Origin of the sequence: Curtobacterium sp. VKM Ac-1395 (assembly GCF_015350975.1) — a bacterium.
In the GTDB taxonomy this organism is placed as follows: Bacteria; Actinomycetota; Actinomycetes; order Actinomycetales; family Microbacteriaceae; genus Curtobacterium.
The window spans coordinates 214,982-231,387 of record NZ_JADKRX010000004.1 but is presented as its reverse complement, the minus strand read 5'-3'; the positions used below and the strand labels follow the sequence as shown (position 1 = coordinate 231,387).

The 16,406-nt window shown below is 72.3% G+C and carries 15 protein-coding genes; 10 read left to right on the top strand and 5 right to left on the bottom strand.

Going from position 1 to position 16,406, the window contains the following annotated elements; translation table 11 throughout:
• The first annotated feature begins 4 nt into the window (after nt 1–4).
• Genes hrpA through ITJ68_RS12710 form a run of 3 tightly spaced genes read left to right on the top strand, consistent with a single transcriptional unit; the run spans nt 5 to nt 4,804 of the window.
• A complete protein-coding gene (gene hrpA / locus ITJ68_RS12720) occupies nt 5–3,862 on the top strand; it encodes an ATP-dependent RNA helicase HrpA (RefSeq protein WP_228505471.1) in 3,858 nt (1,285 codons plus the stop codon).
• 17 nt (nt 3,863–3,879) lie between these two features.
• On the top strand, nt 3,880–4,263 hold the full coding sequence (locus tag ITJ68_RS12715) for a VOC family protein (RefSeq protein WP_194661624.1): 384 nt from the start codon (nt 3,880–3,882) through the stop codon (nt 4,261–4,263).
• A gap of 58 nt (nt 4,264–4,321) precedes the next feature.
• Nucleotides 4,322–4,804, top strand: coding sequence for a nucleoside deaminase (locus tag ITJ68_RS12710; protein ID WP_194661623.1), 483 nt, complete (start codon nt 4,322–4,324; stop codon nt 4,802–4,804).
• 21 nt (nt 4,805–4,825) lie between these two features.
• On the opposite strand, the gene ITJ68_RS12705 is transcribed toward ITJ68_RS12710, so the two are convergent.
• Nucleotides 4,826–5,371, bottom strand: a complete 546-nt coding sequence (locus tag ITJ68_RS12705; protein ID WP_194661622.1) for a YbaK/EbsC family protein — start codon at nt 5,369–5,371, stop codon at nt 4,826–4,828.
• Between the two features lie 181 nt (nt 5,372–5,552).
• Here ITJ68_RS12705 and ITJ68_RS12700 point away from each other — a divergent pair, with 181 nt between their 5' ends.
• Entirely contained in the window at nt 5,553–6,284 is a 732-nt protein-coding gene (locus ITJ68_RS12700) for a class I SAM-dependent methyltransferase (protein WP_194661621.1), read from the top strand.
• Nucleotides 6,285–6,308: 24 nt separating this feature from the next.
• Entirely contained in the window at nt 6,309–7,328 is a 1,020-nt protein-coding gene (locus ITJ68_RS12695; RefSeq protein WP_194661620.1) for a LacI family DNA-binding transcriptional regulator, read from the top strand.
• A 134-nt stretch (nt 7,329–7,462) separates the two neighbouring features.
• Here ITJ68_RS12695 and ITJ68_RS12690 read toward each other — a convergent pair whose 3' ends face one another.
• Nucleotides 7,463–8,179, bottom strand: coding sequence for an esterase/lipase family protein (locus ITJ68_RS12690; RefSeq protein ID WP_228505469.1), 717 nt, complete (start codon nt 8,177–8,179; stop codon nt 7,463–7,465).
• Nucleotides 8,176–8,949, bottom strand: coding sequence for an alpha/beta fold hydrolase (locus ITJ68_RS12685; RefSeq protein WP_194661619.1), 774 nt, complete (start codon nt 8,947–8,949; stop codon nt 8,176–8,178). Before ITJ68_RS12685 ends, ITJ68_RS12690 begins: the two co-directional genes overlap by 4 nt.
• An 88-nt stretch (nt 8,950–9,037) precedes the next feature.
• Here ITJ68_RS12685 and ITJ68_RS12680 point away from each other — a divergent pair, with 88 nt between their 5' ends.
• Nucleotides 9,038–9,586, top strand: coding sequence for a dihydrofolate reductase family protein (locus tag ITJ68_RS12680; protein WP_194661618.1), 549 nt, complete (start codon nt 9,038–9,040; stop codon nt 9,584–9,586).
• A 109-nt stretch (nt 9,587–9,695) separates the two neighbouring features.
• Nucleotides 9,696–10,994, top strand: coding sequence for an NAD(P)/FAD-dependent oxidoreductase (locus ITJ68_RS12675; protein WP_194661617.1), 1,299 nt, complete (start codon nt 9,696–9,698; stop codon nt 10,992–10,994).
• A gap of 430 nt (nt 10,995–11,424) precedes the next feature.
• Here the strand turns inward: ITJ68_RS12675 and ITJ68_RS12670 are convergent, their stop codons facing one another.
• Nucleotides 11,425–12,327 (bottom strand): SDR family oxidoreductase, encoded by a 903-nt coding sequence (locus ITJ68_RS12670; RefSeq protein WP_194661616.1) that lies wholly within the window; start codon nt 12,325–12,327, stop codon nt 11,425–11,427.
• 120 nt (nt 12,328–12,447) lie between these two features.
• Between ITJ68_RS12670 and ITJ68_RS12665 the strand changes: the two genes are divergently transcribed.
• The 3 genes from ITJ68_RS12665 to ITJ68_RS12655 all read left to right on the top strand — a co-directional run bounded on the left by ITJ68_RS12665 (nt 12,448) and on the right by ITJ68_RS12655 (nt 15,508).
• Nucleotides 12,448–13,041 carry a TetR/AcrR family transcriptional regulator gene (locus ITJ68_RS12665; protein WP_194661615.1) on the top strand — a complete coding sequence of 198 codons (594 nt, stop codon included), beginning with the start codon at nt 12,448–12,450 and terminating at the stop codon, nt 13,039–13,041.
• 65 nt (nt 13,042–13,106) lie between these two features.
• Nucleotides 13,107–14,336, top strand: a complete 1,230-nt coding sequence (locus ITJ68_RS12660; RefSeq protein ID WP_194661614.1) for an acyltransferase family protein — start codon at nt 13,107–13,109, stop codon at nt 14,334–14,336.
• Nucleotides 14,333–15,508: an NAD(P)/FAD-dependent oxidoreductase gene (locus ITJ68_RS12655; protein WP_323743315.1), complete on the top strand. Its 1,176-nt coding sequence runs from the start codon at nt 14,333–14,335 to the stop codon at nt 15,506–15,508. The genes ITJ68_RS12660 and ITJ68_RS12655 overlap by 4 nt, the downstream gene beginning before the upstream one ends.
• Nucleotides 15,509–15,514: 6 nt before the next feature.
• Here the strand turns inward: ITJ68_RS12655 and ITJ68_RS12650 are convergent, their stop codons facing one another.
• Nucleotides 15,515–16,369, bottom strand: coding sequence for a UbiA family prenyltransferase (locus ITJ68_RS12650; RefSeq protein ID WP_194661613.1), 855 nt, complete (start codon nt 16,367–16,369; stop codon nt 15,515–15,517).
• Between the last annotated feature and the right edge of the window lie 37 nt (nt 16,370–16,406).

Genomic DNA, 16,406 nt, shown 5'->3' with positions numbered 1-16,406 from the left:
GCTCATGTCTCCCACGCCGCTCGTCATCACCTACCCGCCCGAGCTGCCGGTCTCGCAGCGGCGGGACGACATCGCCGCGGCCATCCGCGACCACCAGGTCGTGATCGTCGCCGGCGCCACGGGTTCCGGCAAGACGACCCAGCTCCCCAAGATCTGCCTCGAACTCGGTCGCGAGCACATCGGGCACACCCAGCCGCGCCGGATCGCCGCCCGCACGATCGCGGAGCGCGTGTCCGAGGAGCTCGGCGGCGAGCTCGGCGACCTGGTCGGGTACCAGGTCCGCTTCACCGACAAGGTCAGCGCGAACACCCGGGTCAAGCTCATGACCGACGGGATCCTGCTCAACGAGATCCACTTCGACCGCGACCTGAAGCGCTACGACACGATCATCATCGACGAGGCCCACGAGCGCTCGCTGACGATCGACTTCCTGCTCGGGTACCTGAAGCGGCTGCTCGTCCGGCGCCCTGACCTCAAGCTCATCATCACGAGCGCCACGATCGACCCGCAGTCCTTCTCAGCGCACTTCGACGACGCCCCCATCATCGAGGTCTCCGGGCGCACCTACCCGGTGGAGATCCGGTACCGCCCGCTCGTCGCCGACCAGCCCGACGCGGACGCCCACGACGACGACGACGAGACCGACTCGCGGACGGCCGACGCCGGCAGCAGCGCCGACGACCGCGACCAGCTCACCGGCATCACGGACGCGCTCGACGAGCTCGCGCGCGAAGCCCCCGGCGACGTCCTCGTGTTCCTGTCCGGCGAGAACGAGATCCGCGACGCCCAGGACGCCATCGAGGGCAAGCACTACCCGGGCACCGAGGTCCTGCCGCTCTACGGGCGGTTGTCCGCCGCCGACCAGCACCGCGTGTTCCAGCGCAGCGCGACCCCGGGTGTTCGCCGCCGCGTGGTGCTCGCCACGAACGTCGCCGAGACCTCGCTGACCGTCCCCGGCATCAAGTACGTCATCGACACCGGCACCGCCCGCATCTCCCGGTACTCCCCCCGCGCCAAGGTCCAGCGGCTGCCGATCGAGGCCATCTCGCAGGCCAGTGCGAACCAGCGGTCCGGTCGCGCCGGACGCACCAGCGCGGGCATCGCGATCCGGCTCTACTCGGAGGATGACTTCGACCGCCGCTCGGAGTTCACCGACCCCGAGATCCTGCGGACGAACCTGGCCGCCGTGATCCTGCAGATGATCAGCCTCGGCTTCGGCGACATCGAGGCCTTCCCGTTCCTGCAGCCGCCGGACTCCCGTGGCGTCAAGGACGGCCTCGACCTGCTCCGCGAGCTCCGCGCGGTGGACGCCGGCGGCGCGATCACGAAGTCCGGACGGCAGCTCACCCGCCTGCCGATCGACCCGCGCCTCGGTCGGATGGTGCTCGAAGCCGGCAAGCAGGGCGTCGGACGCGAAGTCATCGCGATCGTCTCGGCCCTGAGCATCCAGGACCCGCGCGAACGACCGCTCGAGAAGCGCGCCCACGCCGACCAGCTGCACGCGCGGTTCGCCGACCCGACCAGCGACTTCCTCACCCTGCTCGGCCTCTGGAACCACATCCAGGACAAGCAGGACGAGCTGTCCTCCAGCGCCTTCCGGCGGCTGTGCAAGGCCGAGTTCCTCAACTACCTCCGCATCCGCGAGTGGCAGGACCTGTACCGCCAGCTGTCCCGCGCCGCCAAGCAGGTCGGCGTCCACGTGGACAACGACCGCAGGGACGACCCCGACGCCGTCCACCGCTCGCTCCTGGCGGGACTCCTCAGCCAGATCGGGCTGCGCGACCGCGAGAAGCGCGACTACCTCGGCTCCCGCAACACCCGCTTCGTGCTGTTCCCCGGCAGCGTGCTCGCCAAGAAGCAGCCCGACGCCGTCATGGCCGCCGAGCTCGTGGAGACCAGTCGGCTGTTCGCCCGGACGGCGGCGCGCATCGACCCGCTGTGGACCGAACAGCTCGCCGGTGACCTGCTCAAGCGCACCTACGGCGAACCGCACTGGGAGAAGAAGCAGGGGGCAGCGGTCGCGTACGAGCGGGTGACCCTGTTCGGCGTGCCCATCGTGCAGCGACGACGGGTGCAGTACGCCCGCATCGACCCCGTGCACTCCCGCGAGCTCTTCATCCGGCATGCCCTGGTGGAGGGCGAGTGGGACTCGCAGCAGGCCTTCGACCGCGCGAACCGGACGCTCCGCAAGGAACTCGAACAGCTCGAGGAACGGACGCGTCGCCGCGACATCCTGCTCGACGACGAGACCGTCTACGAGTACTACGACGCCCGCATCCCGGCCGAGATCGCGACCACCCGCGACTTCGAGGGCTGGTGGCGCCGGACGCGCCGGGAACAACCCGACCTCCTGACGATGCGGCGCGAGGACCTGCTCGACGAGTCCGCTGCCTCCGCGGCCGAGGACGACACCGAGTACCCCACGCAGTGGCGGTCCGGCGACAACCGACTGGCGGTCCGGTACCGCTTCGAGCCCGGCGCCGAGGACGACGGCGTCAGCGTGCAGGTCCCGCTCGCGCTGCTCCCCCGGATGCGCGAGGAGGGCTTCGACTGGCAGGTCCGTGGGCTCCGGAAGGAGCTCGTCACCGCACTGATCAAGGCCCTGCCGAAGCAGATCCGCAAGAACGTCGTCCCTGCGGCGGACTGGGCGGAGAAGATCGTCGACGAGCTCCCGGACGACGCCCCGACCACGCCGACCGAGAGCTTCCGGGCCACCCTCGCCAAGACCATCCAGCGCATGACGTACGTGCCGGTCACCGAGCAGGACTTCGACATGACGCGGGTCCCCGCTCACCTGCTGCCGACCTACGCCGTCGTCGACGAGCGCGGTCGTCGGGTCGAGGCCGGCAAGGACCTGTCGGCCCTGCAGACCAAGCTCAAGGACCGCACCCAGGAGAGCGTCGCGCGGGCAACGCAGCAGGGTGGCCGGCGGTCCGGGGCCGCACGGGTGGCGGATGCCGCTCCCGCCGGTCGTCTCGAGCGCTCCGGGCTCGTGGCCTGGCCCGACACCGACCTGCCCGAGGTGCTCGACACCAGGCAGGCGGGCGGCGTGATCCGCGCCTACCCCGCCCTGGTCGAGGAAGGCTCCGGCCCGAAGGCCACGGTCGGCGTGCAGCTCCTGGCGACCCCGGCCGACCGGGCGGTGCGGATGCCCGCCGGTGTCCGTCGTCTGGTGATGCTCGCGGTGCCCTCGCCGGTGTCCTACATCCAGTCGCACCTGACGTCACAGGAGAAGCTCGCGCTCGCAGCCAGCCCGTACCCGTCGACGGCCGCGCTGTTCGACGACGTGCTCGCGGCGGTGGTCGATGCCGGCATCCGCGCCGCCCACCCCGACGGGCTGCTCTACACGCGCGTCGCGTTCGAGGCCGTCCGCGACTCTGTGTCCGCCGGGGTCGTCGACACGATGTTCACCGCGGTGTCGGAGGTCGCCGCGGTCCTCGCCGCCCAGCGGAAGGCCGAGCGCGCGATGAAGCAGGCGACGTCCATGGCGCTGCTCCCCGCGCTGAACGACATGCGGCAGCAGCTCGAGCGCCTGGTGTTCCCGGGCTTCGTCGCGGTGGCCGGCCTCGACCGCCTCCGTCGGATCCGCGTGTACCTGCAGGGCGTCGAGGCCCGGGTCACGAAGCTCCTGCAGAACCCCGGGCGTGACGCCACCTGGATGCGCGAGGTCTCGGTCGCCACCGGTCGGTACGAGGACGCGGGCGGCACGTTCCCGCCAGCCGCCGGTGCACACCCGGAGCTCGTCCACGCCCGGTGGATGCTCGAGGAGTTCCGGCTGAGCCTCTTCGCGCAGGAGCTCGGCACCGCCGAGACGGTCTCGCTGCAGCGGATCACGAAGGCCCTGTCCGCCGCCAGCAGCTGAGGACTATCCTCACCGGCATGATCGGCACCTTCGACGTCCTCGTCCTCGACTGCGCAGACACCCGCGCCCTCGCCCGGTTCTACGCGGAGCTCCTCGGCGGCGAGGTCGTGGTCTTCGACGAGGACTGGGCCGAGGTCGTGCTGCCGATCGAGGGCAGCCGCCCGCTGCTCGCGTTCCAGCAGGTCGAGCACTACCGGGCACCCGAGTGGCCCGGGCAGGACGTCCCGCAGCAGATGCACATCGACGTCAGGGTCGACGACCTCGACGTCGGCGAAGCCGCGGTCCTCGCGATCGGCGCCACGGCGACCGGCGTGGCGAAGGACGACGCCGGCATCGAGAGCTTCCGTGTGTTCCTCGACCCCGCCGGACACCCCTTCTGCCTCATCAACCCGACCGACTGACCTTGCCCGTACCCCGCCGCGCACGGGCCGGTCAGCCCTCGGTGGCATCGTCGCTGGCATGAGCACCACCGAGATCGACACCAGGTTCACCGAACGCGTCGTGAAGCGCGCCGTCCAGAACGTCCGCGAGGGCGGCAAGCCCTTCGCCTGCCTCGTCGTCCGCGACGGCAAGGTCCTGGTGGAAGCCGCGAACCAGGTCGCGCAGTCCGGTGACGTGACGGCGCACGCTGAGATCTCCGCCATCCGACTGGCCGCCGAGATGGGCATCACCGACTTCACCGGCACGGACGTCTACGTCACCGCGTACCCGTGCCCGATGTGCCTCGGTGCGCTGTACTACGCCCAGCCGGACCGGATCGTGTTCGCCGCGTCGCGGGAGCAGGAGTCGGAGCACTACGAGGACGGCAACCGCCTGATGACCCTCGACACGTTCTACGACGAGTACGCGAAGCCGGTCGACGAGCGCACCCTGCGTGCGGAGCAGGGGCCGAGCGAGGACGCCACGCTGCCGTTCCGGGAGTGGTCAGCCCGCCAGGACTGAACCGCTCCCTCCGTCGTGCGGTCAGTCCGCCGTCGTGGTCGCGAGTCCCTCGACGACCTCGACGTGGGGCAGCCCGGCCAGGACGGCCCCGGGCAGGAACAGCTTCGCCCCGCGGACGCCAGCACCGATGACGACCTCGGGCACCTCCGCCACGCGGGAGTCGACGTAGACAGGCCACGAGGACGGCAACCCGATCGGCGTGATCCCACCGTGCTCCATGCCGGTCATCGCGACGGCGTCGTCCATCGGCGCGAAGCTCGCCTTCCGCGCCCCGAGCAGCTGCTTCACGGTGCGGTTCACGTCGAGCCGCGTCGACGCCAGCACGATGCACGCCGCGTACGTCAGGTCCTCGCCGCGCTTGCCCACCACGACGATGCAGTTCGCGCCGCCCTCGAGCGGGTAGCCGTAGGCCTCCGAGAACGCTGCCGTGTCCGCCAGGGTGGCGTCGATCGGTGCGGCCTGGATCCGGCTCAGGACGTCGGCGGGCAGGCGGACCAGGGCTTCGGCGACGGGGATCGCGAGGAAGCCGGTGGCCACCAGGGCAGGGACACGCTCCAGACTCGGCATCGTCCCACCCTACGAGTGCTGCCCACATCGCCCGGTCAGCCCGCCTGGCTCGACTGGTCGCAGCCGACCGGGTCGGCGCACCGCCACCGGACGGGAGGCCCGGGACCAGCCCGCCCCGAGCCTCCCGTCCGGCAGTGGGCCGGCCACACTGCCCACCGACACCGCGTGGCAGGGTGGGCGCATGACCTTCGAGCAGCACGCACGCTCGTTCGGCGCCGCCGCCGACGCCTACGAGCGCGGACGCCCCGGCTACCCCTCGGCGGTCGCGGAGTGGCTCGCGCCGGATCCCGTGACGCTGGCAGTCGACGTCGGCGCCGGGACGGGCAAGTTCACCAGGACACTGCTCCCCCGGGCAGCGGAGGTGGTGGCGGTCGATCCGGATGCCGCGATGCGAGCGCGGCTGACCGACGTGCTGCCGGGCGTTCGGGCGCTCGAGGGGACCGGCGAGGCCGTCCCGCTCGAGGACGGCAGCGCGGACCTCGTGACCTTCGCCCAGTCGTGGCACTGGGTCGACCCGACGGCGGGCGCGCTCGAAGCGGCGCGCATCCTCCGACCGGGCGGAGTCCTCGGTCTGGTGTGGAACATCCGGGACGAGTCCATCGCCTGGTCGGCGGACCTCGGCGCGCTGATCATGCGACCGGAGTCGCGGATCATGCAGTACGACCGACCGTTCGTGGGCGAGCCCTTCACGGACGGTGCCCACGAGACCTTCGCCTGGGTCAACGAGCAGTCGCGCGCCGACTTCCTCGACATGATCGCCTCGCGGAGCTACGTCATCGTGATGCCGGACGACGAGCGCCGGGCGCTGCTGCGGCAGGTCGAGGACCTGCTCGACGGAGCGCCCGAGACCGCCGGACGGGCGACCGTCCCGGTGCCGTACGTCACGCACGTCCACCGGTACCGCCGCCCCTGACCACCGCCGCGCTACGGTTGCTCCATGCGAGCGACCGTGCGGGACGTGGCAGCCCTCGCCGGGGTCTCCCCGAAGACCGTCTCCAACGTCATCAACGGCGGCGTCGTCGTGCGGCCCGACACCCGCGAGCGGGTCGAGCAGGCGCTGGAGCAGCTCGACTACGTCCCGAACCTGTCCGCCCGGGGACTGCGCAACGGCCGATCGGGTGCGATCGCGCTGACGTTGCCCGAGATGAGCAGTGCCTACTCCGCCGAACTCGCGCGGTGGTTCGTGGAACTCGCCCGCGACCGTGACTGGGTCGTCCAGCTCGACCAGACCGCCGCCGACCCCGAGCGGGAACGGCAGCTCGTGTCCCGTGCCCGGGCGCACCTGGTGGACGGGCTGGTCCTCAACCCGGTGTCGCTCAGCGCGAGCGTGCTCGCGTCGACCGTCGGACTGCCCCCGACCGTGGTCATCGGCGAGGTCGAGCCGGAGCACGTCGACCAGGTCCACGTCGACAGCAGTGCCGCAGCGCACGAGGTCACGACCTACCTGCTCGACCACGGACACCGGCGGATCGCGGTGGTCGGCGCCCCGGAGCCCGCTGCTGACGGCGCCCAGGTCACCGCCACGAGCGAGCGGCGGGTCAACGGACACGACGCCGCCCTGCGCGACGCCGGCCTCACCCCCGACCCCGCGCTCCGGGTGCCGCTCCCCGGGTGGTCGACGGCCGACGCAGCCGGGGCCTTCGGCGTCTGGCTGGACACCCACCCGCTGCCCGACGCCGTCTTCGCGTTCACGGACTCGATCGCGTTCGGCGTGCTGCACGTCCTGGCGGCACGGGGCATCAGCGTGCCGGACCAGGTGAGCGTGGTCGGGTTCGACGACGTCGACGGTGCGGCGTTCGCGATCCCCGCCCTGACCACGGTGTCGTTCGACCGACGGGCCTTCGCCGACGCTGCCCTCGACCTGCTGACGGCACGGATCGCGGACCGCGACGCTCCCCCGTCGACCGTCGTGATCCCGCACCGGATCGTCGAGCGCGCGAGCGTCGCCCGGCGCTGATCCCGCACCGTGCGCGGTCGCTCGACCGGTGCGAGCTCCCACACCTGGTGCGCCGCCACGACCGGGCACGGGGTGGTCCACCCCGCACCGGGCCGTCGGCTCGCTCACGGACAGGCCGCCCCAGCCCGTGCGGGTCAGCGCGGCGCGGCCGCCTCGAGCACGGCGTCGCGGGCCCGGGCGTCGCCGAGGATCCGGAAGTGGCCCCCGACGGGCACCCGCACGTTCGTGGCCCCGGCGAGCGCGCTGCCCCCGGGGATGAGCGTGTCGAACACCCCGTACACCGACGTGATCCGCCGGTTCGCGTCGAGCTCCCGCGCCAGCCCGGCGAGCACCGGGTCCGCCGCACGGAACGCGCGTAGGTGCGGCACCGGCGCGAGGTTCGCGTAGACGGAACCGCCGAACGGGGTGGACACCGCGACCATCCGGTCGAGTCGCCCGTCGTGGTCCAGGTGCGCCATCGCGTACTTGCCGATCAACCCGCCCTTGCTGTGCGTCACGAGCAGCACGTTCCGCAGGTCGAGCTCCTCGATGGAGGACATCACCTCTGCTGCGGAGATCGGGACCGGCCGGAGGTTGTGCCGCAACGACGCGAGCACGTGCACGGGGTGTCCCCGGTCGTGCAGGGCGTCCATGAGCGGCCGCATGAAGTGCCAGGTCTCGTAGACCCCGGGGATCACGACGACGGGCTGACCGTCACCGTCCCGGTAGTCGTCGGCCGTGGTCGGTCCGAAGCTCTGCACCTGCCAGCGGATCGCGTAGCACCAGTCGAGGACCGCCCACCACGCCCGTCGCACCAGTCCCACCCGGACAGGAGGCTCGGCCCGGGCCGCGTGGACCTGCCCGCCGCTCATGGGGTCGCCTCCAACGCCTGCATCCGGCGGAACTCGTCGACGAGCTCCGCGAAGGCGCCCGGCTCGTGCTCCTGCACGTGGTGCGCCCCCCGGAGTTCGGCGAGCGCCCCGCGCTCGGCGACCTGGGCGAGCCGCGCGGTCCAGGCGCTCCTGGCGATGGGGTCCCGGTGCCCACGCACGACGAGGACCGGCACGCGCAACCGCCCGACGGCCTCGCGCATCGGGTACCGCATCATCGGCCGGAGCTGCCAGCGGTACTGGCGGAGGCTCCGGAGGTAGTCCGTCACGAGGACGGCGTTCATCCGCGCCGTCTCGAAGAACCCGTCGACCCCGAGCGAGAGCGCCTGCTGCAGCAGGGTCCTCCGGTGGTCGTCGATGACCGGTCCGACGAGGACGACCGAGTCGACCTCCTCCGGATGGCGGATGGCGGCTTCGACGACGACCTGCGCCCCCATCGACTGGCCGACCAGGATGCTCTCGTGCACGCCGCGGGAGCGGACCGCCCGCATGACGAGGTCAGCGAGCTCGGTGATCTCGAGCCGGCGTCCGGTGCCGGGCAGGCCGCCGAAGCCGGGCAGGTCGACGGTGATGGTGCGGTGTTCCCGGGCCAGGGCGATCTGCGACCGGCCGAACGAGCGATGCGACATCCCGATGCCGTGCACCAGGACGACGGTCGGCTCGAGGGCGTCGTGCCGTCGGCCGGCCGGCGCGATCGTGCGGAGCCGGACGGGCATCCCGTCCACCGAGACCGTCTCCACCAGTGCGCGCACACCTCGACAGTACGCAGTCGTGGCTCGCAGTCGCCCGGTGGACGACCCGGGGGTGTCGCGACGGCGCCCGGCGCACTAACCTCCGGTCATGCGCACGGTGACAGCGGGCCTGTTCACGTCGGTCGACGGCGTGGTGCAGGACCCCTTCAAGTTCCAGTACGACAGCTTCGACGACGAGCTCGGCGCGGGCATGGGGACCTTCATGGCCCGGACCGACACGGTGCTCCTCGGGCGGAACAGCTACACGGAGTGGTCTGAGTGGTGGCCCGCCCACCCCGAGGACCCGTTCGGCCAGTGGATCAACCCGATCGAGAAGCACGTGGCCTCGACCACGCTCGGCGACGACCTGACGTGGGAGAACAGCTCCCGCATCACCGGCGACGTGCACGCCTTCGTGCGGGAGCTCAAGGAGCGGGACGGCGGTGCCATCGCGGTCTGCGGCAGTGTGACGCTCGTGCGCAGCCTGCTCTTCGCGGGGCTCCTCGACGAACTGCAGCTCATGGTGCACCCGGCGATCGCCGGCAGCGGTCGGAAGCTCTTCGAACCGACCGACCCGCCCACGCGCCTCCGACTGGTCGAGAGCACCGTGACGAGCCGCGGCAACGTCGTGAGCACCTACGCGCCCCGAGCTGACTGACGGCACGGCGCCCATCCTCCGATCTGGCACCCGCAGGGGTGGACCGGAGGATGCCGGAAGCGGCGTACCGTTGTGGTTGCCGTTGACCGCATCACCCACGGAGCTCACCATGCCGCAGGACCCTCGCCCGCACGTCGTCATCGTCGGCGGTGGGTTCGCCGGGATCGCCGCCATGCGCGAACTCGCCGACGCCCCGGTCCGCGTCACCCTCGTCGACCGCCACGTCTACAACATGTTCCAGCCCCTCATGTACCAGGTGGCGACGGGCGGCCTGAACGCCGGGGACGTGACCTACTTCCTCCGCAGCCTCCGTGCGCGGCAGGACAACGCCGAGTTCCGCCACGGACTCCTCACGAACATCCGACCGGACGAGAAGATCGCCGAGATGTCCGACGGGGAGGACCTGCACTACGACCACCTGGTCCTCGCGAACGGCGTCAACACGAGCTACTTCGGCACCCCGGGCGCCTACGAGTACGCGTACTCGATGTACTCCCGGTCGCAGGCCCTGCGCATCCGCGACGAGCTCTTCACCCGGTTGGAGGAAGCGGCAGCCAACCAGGGCCCGGACGAGATCCGGATCGTCATCGTCGGCGGCGGCGCGACCGGCGTCGAGATGGCCGGCGCGCTCGCCGAGCTGCGCGACCAGGCGCTCGAGGGCGCCTACCCGGAGATCGTCCGCGGGAACATCACCATCACGCTCGTGCACCGGAGCGGTGAGCTGCTGAAGCCCTTCGCGCCGCGACTCCGTCGGTACGCGGCGAAGGTGCTCCGCAAGCGCGGGGTCATCCTGCGCCTGAACACCGGCGTCTCCGAGGTCCGCCGCGACGGCGTCATGACCGCGGACGGCGAGTTCATCCCGGCGTCGCAGGTCATCTGGGCCACGGGCGTCGCCGCGCACAAGGAAGTTGCCAACTGGGGCATGCCGCAGACGCACGGCGGGCGCATCCAGGTGAACGACGACCTCAGCGTGAAGGGGGTCGAGGGCATCTGGGCCGCCGGTGACATCGCCGCGCAGGACGACGCCCTCGCGCAGCTCGCCCAGCCGGCACTGCAGGGCGGCAAGCACATCGCCAAGCAGATCGTCCGCACGCTCGAGGGCAAGCCGACCGAGCACCTCAAGTACCACGACAAGGGCACGATGGCCACGATCGGGACGAACGCCGCGGTGGCTCAGCTCCGCGGCGGCATCACGATGGTCGGGCCCGTCGCGTGGGCCGCCTGGGTCGCGGTGCACATCGCGTCGCTGCTCGGCAACGGCAACCGCCTGTCGACGCTGTCCCACTTCTTCGTGCGCTACCTGTGGTTCATGCGGAAGCGCTCCATCCCGATCGTCGGGGACGTCCGCCCGGTGCGCCCGAACGGCGACCGCGAGCCCGAGCCCTGGCAGATGCAGAAGGCCGAGTAGCGCGGACGCGCTGCGCCGAGCATCTCGACTTCGAACGACACGATCGCTGTCGTACGACCTCGGCTTTGTCGTTCCGAGTCGCGAGGCGCTGGGTCGAACGTGACGGACGACACGATCGCTGTCGTACGACCTCGGGTTTGTCGTTCCGAGTCGGAAGCGGCGTGCGCTCCCCGCCACGCGGCGGACGGGCGGCTCGGTGCCGGGCTGCCACGAGCCTCCCGTCCGGTGGATGGCTCGTGGCGCTCGCACCGTGCGCGTTCTTCCGGCCGGTGCGCGTTCGTGCACCCGGTGCAGCGCGAGGGACCCGCACCGTGTGGGCAACCTCGCACCGGGGCAGCCACCGGGCGGCCACCGCCCGGCCGCACCCGCACCCGCCCACGACCCAGCCGGGCCGCGCGGCGGTTACCGCGCGGCGGTTACCGCGCGGCGGTTACCGCGCGGCAGCGGCGTAGGCGCCCGCGGCGATGTCCTCGAGGAGCGTGGGGCCGGTCGGCTCCCACCCCAGGAGTTCCCGCGTCGCGGCGGACGAGCCCGACATCTCCATCGCGAAGAACTGCCCGATGAACCCGAAGTGGGCGACGGCGTCGGCCGGGTCGACCGAGGTGACGGGGAGCCCGAGGGCGTCCCCGATGGCCTCGGCGATCGCCCGCGTCGGGATCGCGGTCTCCGCCGACGCGTGCATGCGGGTGCCGGCGGGCGCCTGCTCGAGCCCGAGCCGGACGAGCCGCGCAGCGTCGGACCGGTGCACGGCGGACCAGGAGTTGGTGCCCTCCCCGACGTAGGCGGACACCCCGTGCGTGGTCGCGGCGGCGGTGATGAGCGCGATGAAGCCGTGGTCGCCCACGCCGTGCACGGTCGGGGCGAAGCGTGCGGCGACGGTCCGGACGCCCTGGCCGACGAAGTCGAGGGCGCGGTTCTCGCTGCCGCCGCGCATGGCCTCGGGGCCGCTGAACGGCGAGACGTCGGTCTCGACGGCCGGTCGGTCCTGCGCGAGCCCGGCGATGCCCGAGGCCACGACGAAGGGGCGGTCCGTGCCGACGAGCGCGGTGCCGATGGTCTCGACCGTGGCACGCTCGGCGGCGTTCGTCGCGGCTGCGTTCGCCCAGTCGTGCTTGTTGGCGAGGTGCACGACGGCGTCGGCGTCCGACGCCCCGCGGCGGATGGCGTCGAGGTCGTCGAGGTCCCCGCGGAGCGGTGTGGCACCGGCGGCGGTGACGGCAGCGGCGGAGGCGTCCGAGCGGACGAGTCCGGTGACGCGGTGGCCGGCGGCGACGAGCTCGTCGACGGTGGCGGAGCCGATCCAGCCGGAGGCTCCGGTGACGAATACGTGCATGGTGTGTCCTTCCAGGACGAGCAGCGGGGAACAGCCGAGATCGGCCGGCGACAGCCGATGTCACCGACTGACATCACCGTAGCACCCGATGTCATGCACTGTCATCAGTAGACTCTCCCCATGGCACGTTGGCAACCCGGCACCCGCGAGCGCCTGCAGAGCGTGTCCCTGCACCTCTTCGCGGAGCAGGGGTTCGAGCGCACCACCGTCGCTGAGATCGCCGCCGCTGCCGAGGTCACGGAGCGCACCTTCTTCCGGCACTTCGACGACAAGCGCGAGGTCCTGTTCGCCGGACAGGAGGACTTCGTCGCGATGTTCCTCGACCCGATCGTGGCCGCGCCGGACAGCACCCCCACGCTCGAGCTCGTCAGCCGGGCACTCGAGGGCACGGCAGCCCTCTTCACCGACGAGCGCCGTGCCTGGTCGCGGATGCGCCAGCCGATCATCGAGGCCGAACCGTCCCTCCGCGAGCGCGAACTCGGCAAGCTGGCGACGCTCACGGTCCGCATCGGCGAGGCACTCCAGGAGCGGGGCATCGGGGAACCCGGGGCCACGCTCGCAGCCGAGATGACCGTCACGGTGTTCCACCTGTCGTTCCAGCAGTGGATCGCACCGGGCGAGGACCGCTCCCTGCAGGCCCTCACCCGGGAACGCCTCGACGCCCTGACGGCCCTCGTGGCACCGTCGCCGAACGGACGTACAGGTCGATCTTGAGGTCGCTCTTGGGCTGACGGAGCATCCTGGCAGGTCAGGAACCCGACCCCTGACGAGGAGGCGACGTGTCGACGAGCACGCTCGCGCAAGCCACGACCGCCGGCACGACCGCAAGCACAGCGACACCCGCGCCCGCCGGCACGGCGACCAACACCGCAGCGACCGCAGCCGCCGGCCCCCTCGCGCACCGCGCCACCGCGCTCGACGGGCTCCGCACCGTCGCGATCCTCGTCGTCATGCTCTACCACCTGCACGTGGCCGGCTTCGAGGGCGGCTTCATCGGCGTCCAGGTCTTCTTCGTGCTCTCCGGCTTCCTCATCACGTCGCTGCTCCTCGGCGAACAGCGACGCACCGGCCGGATCCGCCTCGGCAGCTTCTGGCTGAAGCGCCTGCTCCGCCTGTACCCGGCCCTCCTGGTGATGGTCGCCGCGGGCATCGCGCTGTGGTCGTGGGTCGGCGACTACAAGGGCGCCTCGTTCTCCGCCGGCGAGGCCGCCCTCATCGCCCTGACCTACACCGGCAACCTCTTCCGCTCGTTCTGGGACACCACCCAGGGCGTCTTCGGGCACACGTGGAGCCTGTCGATGGAGGAGCAGTTCTACCTCGTCTGGCCACCCGTGCTGGTGCTGCTGTTCGCGGTCCGCGCCCACCGTCGAGCGCTCACCGTGGGTCTCGGCGTCGTGGTCGTCGGCGCGTCCGTCGCCTCGTGGGCGAGCTACCGCACCCCGGGTGGCGGAGCGACGCCGGACGTCTACTTCTCCCCCGTGCTCGGCCTGGTCCCGCTTGCGACGGGCTGCCTGCTCGCGCTGCTCCTCGACGACGAGCGGGTGCGGACGTGGGCGGCCGGGATCGCCGGGCACGTGGGCACCTGGGTCGGTCTCGGGCTCCTGGTGGCCGTGCAGGTCGCGATCGGCGACGACTGGGGCCAGCACGCCTGGACGTTCGGCCTGCTGCTCCCCGCCACCGGTGTCGTCTCCGCGCTGCTGATCGGCGGTCTGGTCTCCGTGCGGACGCCGGTGTCCGTGGCGCTCTCGTGGCGCCCGGTGGCCTGGTTCGGTCGCCGCGTCTCGTACGCCGCGTACCTCTGGCACCCACTGGTCATCGCCCTGCTCGGCACCGTGGTGTCCGGCATCGCCGGTGCGTCCGCCTGGATCTGGCTGCTCGGCACCGCGATCCTGGTCGCCGTCGGTGCGGCCTACGCCGTCGAGGTCCCGATCGAACGGCTCCGCCGCCGCTTCCGGGAGGCTCGGCGCCTGCTGGCAGCGGAGCGCGCAGCCGCGCAGGTGGCCGAGTGACCCAGGACGTGGCCGGGTCGTCCACGGACGTCCTGGTGGTGGGCGGCGGCCCGGTCGGGGTGTTCCTCGCGGCGCTGCTCGCGCAGTCGGGGCTCGACGTGCAGGTGTGGGAGCGGCGGGACACCACCCCGTGGGGCTCGCGGGCGATCGGCATCCACGCACCCTCCCTCGACGCCTTCGCCGCGATCGGCGCCGACGTGCCGGTCCTCGCCGAGGCCACGCTCGTGCGCCACGGCATCGCCCGGAGTCGCGGCCGGACCCTCGGCACGCTGTCGTTCGCGCGGGCGTCGGCCACGCACCCGTACGTCGCCACCCTCGACCAGCACCGGACCGAGGGCATCCTGCGGGACCGGCTCGCGGCCTGGTCGCCGGACGCCCTCCGGACGGGCACGAGCGTCACCGCGCTGCACCGCCACCGGGACCACGTCGACGTCGAGGGCACCGGCCCCGACGGCGCACCGATCGCCCTGCGCGCGGGGTTCGTCGTCGGTGCCGACGGCGCCCGCAGCACCGTGCGGGACCTGCTCGGGATCGACACCGTCGGCCGCGACTACCCCGACCGCTACGTGATGGGCGACTTCGCCGACCCCGAGCCCGTGTCCGCCCGCTCGACGGGGCTGGTCGACGTCGGACCCGATGGCGTCGTGGAGTCGTTCCCGCTGCCCGACGGCCGCCGTCGCTACGTCGCGCTTGTCGGGCGTGGGACCCCGGCGGACGACGAGGTGGACGCGGGCACGCTCGCCCGGACCGTCCGCGAGCGCACGGGAGCCGCGGTCGACCCCGACACCTGCTCGATGCTCAGCGGCTTCCGGGTCCGTCGCCGCGAGGCGCTCCGCGTGGGGATCGGCCGCGTCGTCCTCATCGGCGACGCCGCGCACGAGATCAGCCCGATCGGCGGGCAGGGCATGAACCTCGGCTGGCTCGACGCCGCCGACCTCGCTCCCCTGCTGACGGCCGGTGTCCGCACGGGCAGCGCCGGCCCGTGGCCCGGCTACGCCCGCCGCCGACAGGCGGTCGCCCGGCGGGCCGCGCGTCAGGCCGAGGCCAACATGGCCGTCGGTAGCCGTGCCGTGGGGCCGGCCGTGCTGGCTCGTGAGGCGCTGTTGCGGACGGCCTTGGGCCTCCCGACCGCCGACCTGCTGGCGCGCCTGTACGCGATGCGGTGGGCCTGAAGCCCCTCAGGCGACGAGCCGCGCCCCCGCGAGTCCCAGCTCGACGACGAGCACCAGCGACGACACGATGACCAGCCGGAACAGCACGCGGGTCGGTGGCCCGGTGAGCACGAGACGGACGCCGACGACGGCGAGCACGACGACCACGACCGTGCCGGTGACCGCGAGCACGACGCCGAGGCCACGCACCGGGTCGTCCCCGCCGAGCTGACCGACGAGGACGAGTCCGGCGGCGACCACGAGCGACGCGAACGCGACCACGCCCGCGGCGTGCAGACCGAGCCGGTGCGGGAAGCCGCGCACACCCGTCGCCTCGTCGTCGACCAGGTCGGGCAGGACGTTCGTGCAGTGGATCGCGACGCCGAACACCGCGCCGGTCGCGATCGCCCACGCGGCGGGGAGCTGCGCGTCGGCACCGGCGGACACGGCGACCACCGGCAGCAGCCCGAACGCGACGACGAACGGTGCCACGGACCAGACCGAGCGCTTCAGGCCGGCGTCGTATGCCCACCCGGCGGCCACCAGCACCAGGTGCGCGACGGCGGCGACCGGTCCGAGGAACAGGGAGAGGACGACGGCGATGCCGGCGGTGACGACGGCGGCGTCCCGGACCGTCTCCTTGCGGATGAGACCGCGGGCGACCGGCTTGTCCGAGCGGCCGACGGCCCGGTCGCGGTCGGCGTCGATCCAGTCGTTCGCCAGGCCGATCGACAGCTGCCCGGCGACCACCGTCAGCGCGACCAGCACCACGAGCCACACCGGGTGGCCGACCGCGGCGGCGATGACCGCGGCGAGCACCGTGACCGTGACCGTGGGCCCGGGGTGCGACGAGGCGAAGAGCAGGCGCGCCGGTGACGTCATCGGGCCAGCCTACGGACGAGGTGTTGACATCGCTGGC

Excerpts from the sequence above, each read along its gene's own strand:
- ITJ68_RS12675 (WP_194661617.1), top strand. The coding sequence starts at position 9,696 with ATGCCGCAGGACCCTCGCCCGCACGTCGTCATCGTCGGCGGTGGGTTC.
- ITJ68_RS12710 (WP_194661623.1), top strand. The coding sequence starts at position 4,322 with ATGAGCACCACCGAGATCGACACCAGGTTCACCGAACGCGTCGTGAAG.
- ITJ68_RS12715 (WP_194661624.1), top strand. The coding sequence starts at position 3,880 with ATGATCGGCACCTTCGACGTCCTCGTCCTCGACTGCGCAGACACCCGC.
- ITJ68_RS12695 (WP_194661620.1), top strand. The coding sequence starts at position 6,309 with ATGCGAGCGACCGTGCGGGACGTGGCAGCCCTCGCCGGGGTCTCCCCG.
- ITJ68_RS12670 (WP_194661616.1), bottom strand. The coding sequence starts at position 12,327 with ATGCACGTATTCGTCACCGGAGCCTCCGGCTGGATCGGCTCCGCCACC.
- ITJ68_RS12705 (WP_194661622.1), bottom strand. The coding sequence starts at position 5,371 with ATGCCGAGTCTGGAGCGTGTCCCTGCCCTGGTGGCCACCGGCTTCCTC.
- ITJ68_RS12680 (WP_194661618.1), top strand. The coding sequence starts at position 9,038 with ATGCGCACGGTGACAGCGGGCCTGTTCACGTCGGTCGACGGCGTGGTG.
- ITJ68_RS12700 (WP_194661621.1), top strand. The coding sequence starts at position 5,553 with ATGACCTTCGAGCAGCACGCACGCTCGTTCGGCGCCGCCGCCGACGCC.
- ITJ68_RS12665 (WP_194661615.1), top strand. The coding sequence starts at position 12,448 with ATGGCACGTTGGCAACCCGGCACCCGCGAGCGCCTGCAGAGCGTGTCC.
- ITJ68_RS12690 (WP_228505469.1), bottom strand. The coding sequence starts at position 8,179 with ATGAGCGGCGGGCAGGTCCACGCGGCCCGGGCCGAGCCTCCTGTCCGG.
- hrpA (WP_228505471.1), top strand. The coding sequence starts at position 5 with ATGTCTCCCACGCCGCTCGTCATCACCTACCCGCCCGAGCTGCCGGTC.
- ITJ68_RS12650 (WP_194661613.1), bottom strand. The coding sequence starts at position 16,369 with ATGACGTCACCGGCGCGCCTGCTCTTCGCCTCGTCGCACCCCGGGCCC.